This window comes from Isoptericola sp. NPDC057191, from assembly GCF_042670225.1.
GTDB lineage: Bacteria > Actinomycetota > Actinomycetes > Actinomycetales > Cellulomonadaceae > Isoptericola.
In genome coordinates this window covers 1-14,804 of sequence record NZ_JBHUWC010000016.1, presented here as the reverse complement: position 1 = coordinate 14,804, position 14,804 = coordinate 1, and the positions used below count along the sequence as shown (strand labels likewise).

General features: G+C 75.2%; 7 protein-coding genes. All 7 read left to right on the top strand.

Features of this window, described 5'->3' with window-relative positions:
• Positions 1–139 precede the first annotated feature (139 nt).
• The gene (locus ACFT55_RS04510) at positions 140–6,238 is read left to right on the top strand and encodes an Ig-like domain-containing protein (protein WP_380241945.1); all 6,099 of its coding nucleotides are present in this window, start codon (positions 140–142) and stop codon (positions 6,236–6,238) included.
• Positions 6,239–6,299: 61 nt separating this feature from the next.
• Complete coding sequence (locus ACFT55_RS04505; RefSeq protein WP_380241943.1) at positions 6,300–7,274, top strand: AAA family ATPase; 975 nt, start codon at positions 6,300–6,302, stop codon at positions 7,272–7,274.
• 37 nt (positions 7,275–7,311) lie between these two features.
• Positions 7,312–8,685, top strand: a complete 1,374-nt coding sequence (locus ACFT55_RS04500; protein ID WP_380241940.1) for a DUF58 domain-containing protein — start codon at positions 7,312–7,314, stop codon at positions 8,683–8,685.
• A complete protein-coding gene (locus ACFT55_RS04495) occupies positions 8,678–11,224 on the top strand; it encodes a transglutaminase domain-containing protein (protein WP_380241938.1) in 2,547 nt (848 codons plus the stop codon). Before ACFT55_RS04500 ends, ACFT55_RS04495 begins: the two co-directional genes overlap by 8 nt.
• Entirely contained in the window at positions 11,221–12,828 is a 1,608-nt protein-coding gene (locus ACFT55_RS04490; RefSeq protein WP_380241936.1) for an RDD family protein, read from the top strand. The genes ACFT55_RS04495 and ACFT55_RS04490 overlap by 4 nt, the downstream gene beginning before the upstream one ends.
• A complete protein-coding gene (locus ACFT55_RS04485) occupies positions 12,825–13,661 on the top strand; it encodes a PP2C family protein-serine/threonine phosphatase (protein ID WP_380241934.1) in 837 nt (278 codons plus the stop codon). Before ACFT55_RS04490 ends, ACFT55_RS04485 begins: the two co-directional genes overlap by 4 nt.
• A partial coding sequence (locus ACFT55_RS04480) for a hypothetical protein (RefSeq protein ID WP_380241932.1) occupies positions 13,658–14,804 on the top strand: 1,147 nt, incomplete at its 3' end. The genes ACFT55_RS04485 and ACFT55_RS04480, both read left to right, overlap by 4 nt.

The window sequence follows — 14,804 nt, the reverse complement described above, 5'->3', positions numbered from 1 at the left end:
CGGTCATGGGGACCTCTCCCCATGACCGAGGCGCGGAACCGCTGTCCCGGGCGTGTCGCTTCTGGCTATCCTGTGCGGGCGCTGGGTGCGGTCGACGAGGGGCGTCGGCGGGCCGGCGCCATCACACTCCGGGGGAACAGTGAGCGTGCTCTCGCGCCTGCGCGCCGATCGTCGTGCGTCGATCTCGACCACGGTGGTCCTCGCGCTCTCCGGGGGCCTCGTCGCCGCCGCGGTGCTCTCCCAGGGTGAGGCCACCGCCGACATGGACCTCGACGACTCCGGGGTGTGGGTCACCAACGAGTCCTCGGGCCTGGTCGGCCGCTTCAACACGGAGGCGCGGTCGCTGGACGGCACCATGCTCGCGGGCAGCTCCGCCTTCGACGTGGACCAGCAGGCAAGCGAGGTCCTGGTGACCGACGAGGGCTCGAACAGCGCCAACCTGGTGGACCCGGCGCGGTTGAAGTTCGACTCCAGCACCGACGTCCCGGCCGGGGCACGCACCTCGATGGGCGGTGGCCGGGTCGCGGTCGTCGACGACGAGTCCGGCTCCCTGTGGGTCACGACCGTCGACCGCCTGGGCGCGCTGAACCTGACGAGCACGAAGGGGAAGCCGGCGAAGCCGACGGTCGACCTCGACGGCGCCGCGCGCGTCGTCGTCTCCGAGACCGGCATCGTGTACGCGGTGGTGCCCGCCCGCGACGTGCTGTGGACGCTGGCGCCGGGGGAGGCCCCCCGCACGACCGACCTGGGCCTCACGGCGGAGGGCGACGACGTCGTCCTCACCACGGTGGGGGACGACCTCGTGGTCCTCGACCGCACGCGCGGTTCGCTGCGCCTGCCGGGCGGCGACGTGGTGGACGTCGCGGACGCGCAGGGCGCGCAGCTGCAGCTGCCGGGCGCGGGGTCCGCCGCCGTGGCGTACGCGACGAGCAGCGCGCTCGCCGTGCAGCCGCTGGACGGCGGCGCCGCGACGACGCGCCGGGCCACCGGCACGCCCGCCGCCCCGGTCCAGCTGGGCGGCTGCCTCTACGGCGCGTGGTCCGGCAGCGGCCAGATCGTGCGCGACTGCGAGGGCACGGACCGCGACGTCGACCGGGTGCTCGAGGGCATCGACCAGGACACGCGCCTGGCCTACCGCGTCAACCGCGGCAACGTGGTGCTCAACGACCTCACCGCCGGCACGCTCTGGATGGCGCTCGACGAGTACGAGAAGGTCGACGACTGGGACATCCAGCTGCCGGAGGAGGGGGACGGCGACGACCCCAACGCGGACGACGACACCCCCGAGATGGTCGACCAGAGCATCGTCGACCGGGAGAAGCAGGACCCGCCGGTCGCGAAGGACGACAAGCTCGGGGTCCGGCCGGGCCGCGCCACCGTGCTCGACGTGCTGGCGAACGACCTCGACCCGGACGGCGACGTCATCACCGCGAGCCTGGCGGGCGACCAGCCCGACGGCGTCACGGTGCAGGAGGTGCTGGGCGGGGCGGCCCTGCAGGCCGTCGTCCCCGAGGACGCGACCGGGTCGGTGACGTTCCCGTACGTCGTGTCGGACGGCCGCGGCGGGCACGACGAGGCGACCGTCCACCTCAGCGTGGTGCCGTGGTCGCAGAACGACGCCCCCGAGCAGTCGGGCGAGCCGGTGCTCACGGTGCCGCAGGGCGGCAAGGGCTCGATCCGCGTCCTGTCGTACTTCCGCGACCCGGACGGCGACGACGTGCTCCTCGCCACGGCGTCGTCCACGGTCAAGGGCGACGAGGTGCGGGCCTACCCGGACGGCACGGTCGAGTTCCGCGACGACGGCAAGACGACGGGCCGCAAGAAGGTCGCGCTCACGGTGGGCGACGGCCGCGGCAAGGTCGTCGACGGGACCCTGTGGGTCGACGTCGTCGGCGCGACGCAGAAGCCGCCCGTCGCGGTGGGGGACCACGTGGTCGTGGCCGCCGGCCAGCCGGTGACGGTCGAGCCGCTGAAGAACGACTCCGACCCGAACGGCGACGACCTGCGCCTGGCGAGCGTCTCGGAGGCCTCGCCGGCCCGGATCACACCGAACTACGACGCGGGCACCTTCACGTTCCTCGCGCAGGAGCCGAAGTCCTACGACGTGCTCTACCAGGTCACCGACGGGCCCGGCGCGACCACGGGCGTCGTGCGCGTGGACGTGCTCGACCCGGACGCCCTGAGCGGCGACCCCGTGGTCGTGGCGGACACGGCCCTGCTGCCGGCGGGCGGGTCCACCCTGGTGGACGTGCTCGCCAACGACAGCGACCCGGGCGGCGGCGTGCTCGTGGTGCAGTCGGTCGACGTGCCCGACGACGCGGGCGTGGCCGTGGCGGTGCTGGGGCACCAGATGCTGCGCGTCACCGAGAGCCGCCGCATCTCCGAGGTCGTCACGCTCACCTACACGGTCTCCAACGGCTCGGGCACGGCGACCGGCCAGGTCCGCGTGCTGCCCGTGCCGGCGCCGACGCGGCTGCAGCCCCCGAGCGCGGCGGCCGACGAGGTGACGGTGCGCGTGGGCGACTACGTCAACATCGACGTGCTCGACAACGACACGCACCCGGACGGCCTCGAGCTCACCCTCGACGACGAGCTGGTGCAGGACGTCGAGCCGGACCAGGGCGAGCTGTTCGTCTCCGAGGGCGTCCTGCGGTTCCGGGCGGGCAAGGAAGCGACCACCGCGTACGCGATCTACACCGTGACGGACGAGAACGGGCAGGAGGACTCCGCCCAGGTCACGATCCACGTGCGCGACGGCAAGGAGAACCGCCCGCCGACCCCGCCGGACGCGCAGGCGCGCGTCGTGTCCGGGGGGACCGTGCGGGTGCAGGTGCCGCTGGACGGCGCCGACCCGGACGGCGACTCCGTGCAGCTGGTCAACCTCGTGCGGCCGCCGGCCAAGGGCATCGCCGAGATCGTCGACGGCCGCTACATCGACTTCAAGGCGACACGGGGCGTCGTCGGGCAGGACACGCTGACGTACGCCGTCGTCGACGCGCGGGGCGCGACGGCGGAGGGCGCGGTGCGGATCGGCATCGCGCCGCCGCCCACGACCAACCACCCGCCGGTCGCGGAGGACGACGTGGTCACGGCGCGGCCCGGCCGCGACGTCGTCGTCGCCCCGCTGCGCAACGACTCCGACCCCGACGGCGACCAGTTCGGCCTCGTGCCGGGCGCCCTGGAGGCGAAGGAGCCCCTGGCGCCGAAGGTCGAGAAGGGTCGCGTCGTCGTGCGCACGCCGGACGACGACGGCTCGTACGGCTTCTACTACGCGATCGAGGACACGTGGGGTGCGCGCGCCATGGGCGCGGTGACGCTCGAGGTCGCCGCGGACGCGCCGCTGCTCCCGCCGATCGCCCGCGACGACATCGTCCTGCCCGGCGCGATCACGCCCGACCAGTCGTCGGTGACCGTGCCGGTGCTCGACAACGACGAGGACCCGGACGGCGCGGCGAGCGACCTGCAGGTCACCGCCGACGCGGACACCGCGACGGTGGGCACCGACGGCACGATCGAGGTGCGCCTCACCGCGGAGCGGCAGGTCCTCACCTACACCGTGACCGACCAGGACGGGCTGCGGGGCAAGGCCTTCGTCCAGGTGCCGGCGACGAAGAAGCCGAGCGCCGACGACGCGGAGGACCCCGAGGGGCCCGCGCCGATGCTCAAGCCGAGCTTCTCGCCGCTCCAGGTGAAGTCGGGCGAGGCCCTGACCGTCGACCTCCGCGACGCCGTCGTCGTCGCCGAGGGCGGGAAGGTCGCGATCGCGGACGCGGACAGCGCCAGCGCCGTCGCGGGCACCGTCGTCGTGAAGGACGCCCAGCGGCTCGTGTACACCTCGCAGGAGGACTACGTGGGGCCGGCCGCCGTGAGCGTGCTGGTCACCGACGGCCTGGGCGAGGGGCCCGAGGACGACGCGCACACCGCCGTGGTGCAGGTGCCGATCACGGTGCTGCCCCCGGAGAATCTGCCCCCCGAGCCCGGTGCGCCGTCCGGCTCCGTCGCGGCCGGCGAGGAGAGCACGGTCGACCTGGCACGCTTCGCCACCGACCCCGACGGTGACGCGCTGTCGTTCTCGCTCGGCTCCGCGCCGCAGGGGCTGACGGCGTCGCTGACGGGCTCGGTCGTGACGCTGCAGGCCGCACCCGAGGCGGTCAAGGGCGCCAGCCTGACGATCCCGTTCACGGTGTCCGACGGCGAGAACAAGCCCGTGCAGGGCACGCTCGCCGCCACGGTCGTCGCGTCCACGCGACCGCTCGCCAAGGCGAACCCCGACAGCGTCGACGGCGCGCACCAGGGCAAGGCCGTCGCCGTCCCGGTCCTCGCCAACGACATCGACCCCTTCGACCCGAAGGGGCTGGAGCTGATCGGCAGCGGCGTGGAGACCGGCGAGGGCGACGCCGTCGTCGACGGCGACAAGGTCGTCGTCACGCCCGCGGGCGACTTCGTCGGGACGCTGGTGGCGTCCTACCGCGTGCAGGACGCGACGAAGGACCCCGACCGCCTCGTCGAGGGCCGCATCACGCTGACCGTCCTGGGGGTGCCGGAGGCGCCCGCGACGCCGGTCGTCGAGGAGGTGCGCTCCGAGACGGTCGTGCTGTCGTGGACGCCGCCGATCAACAACGGCGCGGACATCTCCGGGTACACGGTGACGTCGAACCGGGGCGACTCGTTCGACTGCCCCACGACCACGTGCACCCTGGAGGGGCTGACCAACGACGTGAAGTACACGTTCAAGGTCGTGGCCACCAACGAGGTGGGCGACTCCCCGGCGTCCCCGGCCTCCGCCGAGGCACGGCCGGACGAGAAGCCGGACCCGCCGGCGGCACCGACCCTGGCGTTCGGCGACAAGGCGATCGACGTCACCTGGGTCAACGCGACCTACACCGACCGCTCGGCCATCAAGTGCGTCAACCTGCGGATCTCGCCCGCTCCCGCGACCGGAGTCTCGGAGGTCTCCTGCGTCACGGGCCAGTCGTACACCTGGGAGGGCCTGGCCAACGGCACGGCGTACACCGTGGCCGTGCAGGCCGTGAACAAGGCGCCCGACCCGTCCGACTGGGGCGCCCCCTCGGCGGAGGAGATCCCCGCCGGCGTGCCGCTCGGTCAGGGTCAGCCGTCCGCGACGCGCGTGGCGGACGAGCTCGGCGGCCGGATCGACGTGACCTGGCCCGCACCGGACGGCAACGGCGACAGCGCCATCACGTACCACGTGTCCACCCTCCAGGGCGGCGCGGTGGTGAAGACCGAGGACACCACCGAGACGCTCTACCACGCGACGGGCCTGGACAACGAGGCCGCGTACACGTTCACCGTGGTGCCCGAGAACAAGGCGGGCCAGGGCGCGGCCAGCCCGGCGTCGAACCAGGTGGTGCCGTACGGCAAGCCGGGCGTCCCGACCGGCGTGAAGGCCCAGGACAGCAGCGGCGTCCCGGTGATCTCTTGGAACGCCGCCGACGCCAACGGCTCGCCCGTGACCTCCTACCGGGTCGTCGCGAGCAACGGACAGGCGATGACGGCCTCCGGCGGCGCCGGCAGCCTGCGGTTCACGTCGGGGCTGTCCGAGGGGACGACCTACACCTTCCAGGTGCAGGCCACGAACGCGGGCGGCACCTCGGCCCTCAGCGGGAACACCGGCGGGGTCAAGGTGTACGCCAAGCCGGACGCGCCGCGGGTGGTCTGGACGCAGGCGTCGTCGACGGACGGGTACTTCACCGTGAGCGGGCCGAGCTCCTGGCACGGCGACTCGGGCTCCCTGAAGTGGACCCTCACCGGGTCGGACGGCACGAAGTCGGGCAGCTCCGCCGGCCGGATCGACGTGAGCGGCTCCCCGGACTACACCTCGGGGAACAAGTCGTACAGCGTCACCGTGACGGCGACGAACAGCGCGGGGTCGGTGTCGGCCTCCGACAGCGGCCGCACGACCGCCCCGCCGCCGCCGAACCCGAAGATCTGGGCCACGGACTCGGGCATCGTGTACCGGGTGAACGGGTGCAACACCAGCAACTGCACCCGGGTGCGGGCCAACGCGAACGCCGACTTCCCGTCCGGGACGTACGACTTCCACTGCTGGGACAACTCCGGCGGCTCGACCAGCATGTTCTCGACCCAGACCGCCTACCTGTCCGCCGGCGGGTACGTGAACCTGTACTGCGTGGCCGGGATCATGAACGGTGCCGACGTGTGGCTGACCGTCGACGGCCACCCGGAGTGGACCGAACGCAGGGCGTGGCCGCGGTGACCCGCGTGCCGACCGCCGACACCCCCGACAGACCGAGCTTGACGATTGGGAGAACCCCCTGATGAGCACGATGACCCCCGAGCAGGCGACCTGGTTCGCCCAGACCTTCGACCGCATCGTCGGGAACGTCGCGCAGGCCGTGCTCGGCAAGGAGGACCAGATCCGGCTGGCGCTGACGTGCATGCTGGCCGAGGGCCACCTGCTGCTGGAGGACGCCCCGGGCACCGGCAAGACCATGCTCGCCCGCGCGATGGCGGCGAGCGTCCAGGGCACGAACCACCGCATCCAGTTCACGCCCGACCTGCTGCCGTCGGACGTCACCGGCGTGACGATCTACGACCAGAAGACCGGCACGTTCGAGTTCCACAAGGGCCCGATCTTCGCGAACATCGTGCTCGCGGACGAGATCAACCGCGCCTCGCCGAAGACGCAGTCCGCGCTGCTGGAGGTCATGGAGGAGGGCCAGGTCACCGTCGACGGCGTCACCCACCACGCGGGCAGCCCGTTCATGGTGGTCGCGACGCAGAACCCGATCGAGCAGGCCGGCACCTACCGCCTGCCGGAGGCGCAGCTCGACCGCTTCCTCATGAAGACCTCGATCGGCTACCCCGACCTCACCTCGACGGTGGAGATCCTCGCGGGCTCGGCCGTCCGTGACCGCAGCGCCGCCCTGCAGCCCGTCATCACCGGCCAGGCCGTGGTGGAGATGGCGAACCTCGCCGCCGCCACCCACGTGGACCCGGCCGTGCTGGAGTACGTCTCCCGCCTGGCGGAGGAGTCGCGCGCCGCGGCCGACGTGCACGTCGGCGTCTCGGTGCGTGGCGCGCTGGCGCTGGTGCGCTGCATGAAGGTCTGGGCGGCGGCGCACGGGCGCAACTACGTGCTGCCCGACGACGTCAAGGACCTGCTGCAGCCCGTGTGGGCGCACCGTCTCGTCCTCGACGCGGAGGCGGAGTTCGGCGGCGCCACCGCCGAGGGCACCATCTCCCGCCTGCTGAGCGACGTGGCCGCCCCGCAGGAACGCCGCTCCGCCTGACCGTCCGCACGGCCCGACGCCGAGAGGAGGCGACCCCATGACCACCACCACCGACCGGGAGACCGACGCGCCCGCCGAGCAGCCCGCGGTCGCGACGCCCGAGCCCGCGGCCGGGCCCGCGCGTCGTGCCCCGCGCCGCCTCCCTGGCCGCCTCACTGGCCGCCTCCCTGGCCGCCTCACTGCGGGCGTGCGCGGCACGGGTGCCTCCGCCGTGGGCGCCGTCCGCCCCGCCGTGGCCCGCGCCTGGGCGCGCACCACCCCCGTGCTGGGGGTCGTGTCGCCGTTCGGCTGGGCCGTCCTCGCGCTCACGGCCGCGGCCTGGTGGGCCGGCGTCGCGCTGCGCTGGGAGGAGTGGGCCGTCGTCGCGGCGACCGTGACCGTGGCGCTGCTCGGCGCGGTCGTCTTCGTGCTCGGCCGGCTGCGCTACGACGTCACGCTCGACGTCGCGTCGCGCCGCGTGGTCGTGGGGGACCGGGCCGTCGGCCGCCTGCTGGTGCGCAACGGCTCGACCCGGACCATGCTGCCCGCCGTCATGGAGCTGCAGGTGGGGCAGGGCATCGCGACGTTCCCCGTGCCGCGCCTGCGTCCCGACAGCGAGCACGAGGAGATCTTCGCCGTCCCCACCCACCGCCGCGCGGTGATCCCCCTGGGCCCGGTGCGCTCCGTGCGCGCCGACCCGCTGGGCCTGCTGCGCCGCGAGCTCACGTGGACGGAGCCCGAGGAGCTGTTCGTGCACCCGCGCACGCTGCCGCTGTCGGGGTCGTCCACGGGTCTCCTGCACGACCTCGAGGGCCGCGTCACGCCGGACATCTCCGACTCGGACGTGTCGTTCCACGCCCTGCGCGACTACGTGCCGGGCGACGACCGCCGCCACATCCACTGGAAGTCCACGGCCCGCACGGGCCAGCTCATGGTGCGGCAGTTCGAGGAGACGCGCCGCTCGCGGCTGGCCGTCATCCTCTCCACGCGCGAGGACGACTACGCCGACCCCGAGGAGTTCGAGCTCGCGGTGTCCGTGTGCGGGTCGCTCGGCCTGCAGGCCATCCGCGAGGACGGCGGCCTCACCGTGCTGGTGCAGCGCGGCCGGGTGCGGGGCGACCACCGCACGCGCCTGCTGGACGACCTGACCCGGCTCGAGCTCAGCCCCGCCCGCACCAGCCTCGCGGAGGTGGCGCGCGTCGCGTCCGCGACGGTGACCGACGCGTCCGTCGTCGCGGTGGTCGTGGGCTCCCGGGTCACCCCGACCGACCTGCGTGCCGCCGCCGTGCGCCTGCCCGTCGACGCCCGCCTCGTGGCGATGCAGTGCGTGCCGGGCGCGAAGGTGAGCCGCGGCCGGGTGGCCGACATGCAGGTGCTGACGCTCGGCGAGCTGGCCGACCTGCCGAACGCGCTGCGGAGGATGAATGACTGAGGGCCACGCCCCCGCCGAGAACCCGGACGACCGGACCTCGCACGCGGGGCACACCGGCAGCACCGGACGCACGGGCGGCACGTCGCGCACGTCGGTGCGCGCGGGCACGACCCGCGCCACCGCGCGCCGCGAGGACCGCGGCCGCGCCACGTCGGCCGCCGGCGCCGTGGACGGGGGCGTGCTGCTCGCGCTGCTGGGCGTCGTCGCCGTCGGCTTCGGCCCGGCGTGGGGGACCACCGGCTACCTGGTGCCCGCGCTCGGCGGGGCCGTCCTCGGCCTGCTCGTCGCCTGGCTCGGCGCGTGGCTGCGCTGGTCGGTGCTGCTGACCACCGGCGCCACGGTGCTGGCCTACTTCCTGTTCGGCGGGGTGCTCGCGCTGCCGGGCACGGCGATCGCGGGCGTCGTGCCCTCGCTCGAGACCCTCCAGGAGCTCGCGGTCGGGGCGGTGCAGGGCTGGAAGGCGTTCGTCACCACCGTGCCGCCCATCGCGTCGTTCCCCGACCTCGCGGTGGTCCCGTACCTGCTGCTGTACCTGACGGCGGTGCTCGCGGGCACGATCGCGTGGCGCGCCCGGCACGCGGCCTGGGCGCTGCTGCCCGTCGTCGTCGCGCTGGCCGGGGTGGCGCTGCTGGGCACGATCCTGCCCGCGTACCCGCTGGTGCAGGGCCTCGTGGTGGCCGTCGTCGGCCTGCTGTGGGCGTCGTGGCGCGCGGCGGAGAGCCGCATGGGCGCCAACCGGCTGCTGTCCGACGCGAGCCGGTCGGCCACCCGTCGCCTGCGCGCCCAGCGCGTCCGGGGCGGCGCGGGGCTCCTCGCCCTCGGCGGGGTCGCCGCCGTCCTCGTCGCGCCCCAGGCGGCGCAGGGCGAGCGGATGGCGCTGCGCGAGCTGATCACGCCCCCGCTCGACCTGCACCAGTACACGAGCCCGCTGGTCGGCTTCCGGCACTACACGAAGGACCTCGCCGAGACCGAGCTGTTCAGCGTCACCGGCATGCCGGAGGGCGGCCGCGTCCGGCTCGCGACGCTCGACACCTACGCCGGCACCGTCTACGACGCGTCCAGCAGCCGGGCGACCGGCGTGTTCAACCGCGCGGGCGAGGTCGTGGACACCGTCGCGGCGGGCACGCGCAGCCCGGTCGACGTGACGGTCCTCGGGTACTCCGGCGTGTGGGTCCCCGACGTCGGCCAGCTCGCCGGCATCACGTACACCGGGGACCGGGCCGCGGAGCTCGCCGCCGGCACGTACTACAACGCGACGTCCGGCACCGCGCTGACCACGGCCGGCCTGCAGCCGGGCGACGGGTACGAGCTCCAGGCCGTCGTGGCGGCGCCGCCGGACGAGAAGACACTCGCCTCCACGCCCATCGAGCACGTCGACCTCCCGAAGCCGCAGGACGTGGCCGACGCCGTCCCGGGCAAGTCGGCGCAGTTCGCCGCGGACGCGACGGACCCCTTCGAGCGGCTCGTCAACATCCGCGACACCCTCAAGGCCACCGGCGTGTACTCCAGCGGCCTGGAGAACCAGCCGCCGTCGCGCCCCGGCCACTCCGCCGCGCGGATCGACGCGCTGCTGGCGCAGGACGAGATGGTGGGCGACGACGAGCAGTTCGCCACGGCGTTCGCCCTCATGGCGCAGCAGGCCGGCGTGCCGGCCCGCGTCGTCATGGGCTTCTACCCGGACAAGGACGCCCTGAAGTCCGGCGAGCCGTACGTCGTCACCGGCGAGGACGTGCACGCCTGGGTCGAGGTGCCGTTCCAGGGGTACGGCTGGGTGCCGTTCGACGTCATCCCGGACGAGGACAACAAGGTGGAGCCGCTGCCGCGCTCCAAGCAGGTGCCGAAGCCGCCGGTCCTCGAGACGCCCGAGTCGCCCGAGGAGCCGCCGCAGGCGGAGGCCGGCGACGTCGAGGAGGACGACCAGGACGACGACCAGTCCGCGATCGACTGGCGACAGGTCGCGATGATCGCGGTCACGGTCGGCGTGCCGCTGGCGCTGGTCGCGCTGCCGCTGCTGCTCATCCTCGGCTACAAGCGTCGCCGTCGCCGGGGCCGCCGCACGGCCCCCGTGCTCGCCGACCGGGTCTCGGGCGGCTGGCGCGAGGTGGTCGACGTGGCGACGGACCTCGGGGCCGGCGTGCCGCGCGCGGCGACCCGCCGCGAGGGCGCACGCCTCCTGGCGGAGAGGCTGCCAACGGCGAGCAGCGGCACGGTGCTGCTCGCGCACCGCGCGGACGCCTCGGTCTTCGGGGCGGAGACCCCCACCGACGACGAGGTCGCGCAGTACTGGGCCGACGTCGACTCGGCGGTCGGGGAGATGCGCGCCGGCGTGCCGTGGCGGCGCCGCGTCGCGGCCCGGCTCTCGCTGCGCTCGGTGCGCGGCGCCGACGCCCCGCCGCTGCCGGCGGTGCTGCGCGGCTGGATGGCCGCGGTGCCCGCGGCGCTGGCCCGGGCCGGCCGGGCGGTCGTCCGTCCGGTGCATGACAGGATGGCGCGCGCGCGACGCCGCAGGCAGCGCGCCCGGCGGCAGGAGGATCGATGACCACGACGTGCACCGCCTGCGGTGCCAGCGAGCAGAGCGGCGCGTTCTGCTCCGTGTGCGGCACGCCCACGGTGGCGACCGCGTACCGCACGCCCACGGCGCCCGGGGCCTCGGCCTCCGGGCCGCCGACCTCCAGCCTGGAGGTGACGACGGAGCCGGAGCTGCGCGAGCGCACCCGCCGCGCGCCCGCCGGGCTGGTGCAGGGCACCGCCGGGACGCCGGGAGCATCGCCGAGAGCACCCGCGGAGCTGCCGCTCGCCGGCGTGGGCCGGCGAGCCGGCGCCTACGTCCTCGACCTGCTGGCGCTCTCCCTGCTCACCGGCGTCGTGGCGGCGGTCGTCGCGATCGCGACGCGGCTGCCGGCCCGCCTCGCGGACCTGGGCGCGGCGACGACGGAGATGGGGCAGGCGGCGGCTCAGCAGGAGGTGCTCGGCGCCTTCGTCGTCATGTACGTCGTCGCCGGGCTGGTCGGCTTCCTCGGCTGGCTCGGGCTGGCGCTGTGGGACGGCCTGGCGGGCCGCACGGTCGGCAACAGCCTGCTCGGGATCCGCACGGTCGCCGCCGACGGCGGTGGCCCGGTCGGCGCGGGGCGGGGCCTGCTGCGCTGGCTCGTCCTGGCCGGCTGCGGCGTGGTGCCGCTCGTCGGGACCGTGCTGGTGCTCGTCTCGCCGACGTTCGACTCCTCCGGCCGTCGGCAGGGCTGGCAGGACAAGGCCGCACGCAGCCTGGTGCGCGACGTCCGCGACGCGCCGCCGCGCAGCTTCGCCCCCGCGTCGCCCGCGAGCCCCGGGACCGCCGGCGCCCCCGCCGCCGCACCCGTCGGGGCACCTGCCGCCGCGTCGGCCGACCCGTGGGCGTTCCCGGCAGGCCAGGGCCGTGCCGACGGACCCGCGGGCGGCGTGATCACCGGCGTGCCGGGGTCCTCGCCCGCGGCACCCCCCTCTGCACCCGCCGCACCCGTCGCACCCGTCGCACCTGCCGGGTCTGCCGGCGCGGGGCTGTCCGGGATCGAGGCGCACACCGTGCACCGGGGGGCCGCCGGCGCCGCCGCACCCGCGGAGCAGGCCGCGCCCACCGCGGCTTCGCAGCGACCGATCGGCACCGTGTCGACGCCCGTCCAGGCGCCCGCACCCGTCGCGCCCGTCGCACCCGTCGGACCGGTCCAACCCGCGGCGCCGGCCCCCGTGGCGGACGACCTGGAGGACCTGGAGGCCACGCGGTTCAGCGTCTCCTCGCGCCGCAGCACCGGCGACGGCAGCGCACCGCCGCGGATCGTCGTCGAGGTCGACCCGGAGCGCCGGGTGCACGTCGCGACCCGCACGCTCGTCGGCCGCCACCCGCAGCAGGACGGCGGCGCCCCGGCGACGCTGCTGCGGGTCGACGACCCGACGCGGTCGGTCTCCAAGACGCACCTCGAGCTCGTGCCCACGGCCGACGGGCTGCAGGTCACGGACCTCGGCAGCACGAACGGCAGCGCGGTCATCGACCCCACGGGCGCCGTGCACGAGCTCACCGCGGGGCGGCCGGTCACGGTCGGGGCGGGCTGGGTCGTGCAGGCGGGCGCGCGCCGGCTCACCGTCGTCGGGCAGGACGCGGGCGCATGACCGTCCCCGTGAGCCTCGGGCTGCTGTGGGGCGCGGCGACGCACCAGGGCGCCCGCCGCAAGCTCAACGAGGACTCCTACCTCGCGGGCGGGTCCGTCTTCTTCGTCGCCGACGGGATGGGCGGGCACGACGCGGGAGAGGTCGCGAGCGCGGCGGCCGTCGAGGCGCTCGCCCCCCTGGGCGGCGCGGACGTCGTCGGGGTGGACGCCGTGCGGGGGCGCGTGCGCGCCGCCCACGACGCGGTCCGCGCGATCGAGACCGCGCCCGGCCGCGGCGCCGGCACGACGCTCGCCGGGGTGGTGCTCACCGAGCAGGGCGGCGAGCCGTACTGGCTGGTCGTCAACATGGGGGACTCGCGCACCTACCGCAGCGCCGACGGCGTGCTGGAGCAGGTCAGCGTGGACCACTCGGAGGTCCAGGAGCTCCTGGACGCCGGCCGCCTCACCGCGCAGGAGGCCCTGACATACCCGCGCCGGCACGTCGTGACGCGGGCGCTCGGCGCGCCCGACGACCCGGAGCCGGACTTCTGGTACCTGCCCGTGCACCCGGGGGACCGGATGCTCGTGTGCTCCGACGGGCTGACCGCGGAGCTGACCGACCGGCGAGTGGCCGAGGTGCTGCTCGTCGAGGCCGACCCGCAGGTGGCCGCCGAGCGGCTGGTCCGCGAGGCGCTCGTCGCGGGCGGCCGGGATAACATCACCGTCATCGTGGTGGACGCCACGGGGCTGACGGAGGCCCTGGAGAGCACGGCGCCGAGGGACGGGCGCGGGAGCCACGACGACGACGAGGATACGGTGCCGCGGCGGTCGCCGTGGAAGGGGGCCATGACGTGACCGTGCGCTACGTGATCGGGCCGGCGTACGCCGTGGTCCGGGGCGGTGCCGTGGTGGTGCTGCCGGAGAAGGTGACGCCGGAGCTGGTCGACGAGCTGTGGACGCGGCTCGGGGACGGCGGCGGCGTGGTGCCGGTGCTGGAGGTGCTCACCGGGTCGTTCGGCGCGAGCCTCGCGTCGCTGCCGCCGTTCGCGATCGCCGTCGTCGACGGTCGTCGGGTGCAGGTCGCCAGCCGTGGCGCGACGTCCGTCACCGTGGACCGCGCCGGCGGGCGCGAGCACGTCTCCGGCGAGGGCGTGACCACCTGGGCGGAGCGGACCTTCGACGAGGTCGTGGACCTGTCCGTGCAGGTGGGCGTGGGCGAGCCCGAGCACCTGGTGGACGCCCGCGCCCTCCCGCTCGACGCGGGCGTGACCCTGGTGACCTCGGTGGGCGCCCGGCTCACCGGCGACGCGCTGCCGACGGCGCCCGTCCGGCACCCCGAGCGCGTGCGCGAGCCGTGGGAGGACGACGGTCCGGCCTTCGCGCCGACGCCCGCGACGTCCCAGGCTCCTGCTCCTGCTCCGTCGCCGCCTGCGTCGCCGGTGCCCTCCGCCCCGGTGGGGCCGGCGATCTCCGTGCCCGTCCCGGTCGCGGAACCGGCGCCCCCGGGAGCCCTGGCCGGCGAGGCCACCATCGCGCCGGAGGCGACGATGGTGCCCAGCCTGACCGTGGTGCCCGACGACGTGCCGCGGGTCGCGGGCGACGGGGAGGCCGCACCGGACTCTCGCGAGGGTGACCGGGCGGACGACGTCGTGGGCCCCGACGAGGTGAGCCCGGACCAGGTGAGCCCGGACCAGGCGTCCCCGGACGAGACGACGGGCTACGGGCACCTGTGGGGCTCCACGGTCCACTCGTCCGTCGAGGCGGCAGCCGTCCGTCCTCCGGACGAGGACGAGGACGAGGACGAGGACGGCGAGGAGCCCGAGGGTGCGCCCGCCTCGGCACCCGCGATCGTGTCCGCGGTCCCCGCCCCCGCGGCGCCCGCCCCCACGGCACCCGCTCCGGCAGCTCCGGCTCCCGCAGCGCCCGCCCCGGCTCCGGCGCCTCCGGCGCCCGCGCCCGAGGCGGTGGACGAGATCGACGGCAGCACGGTGCTGTCCT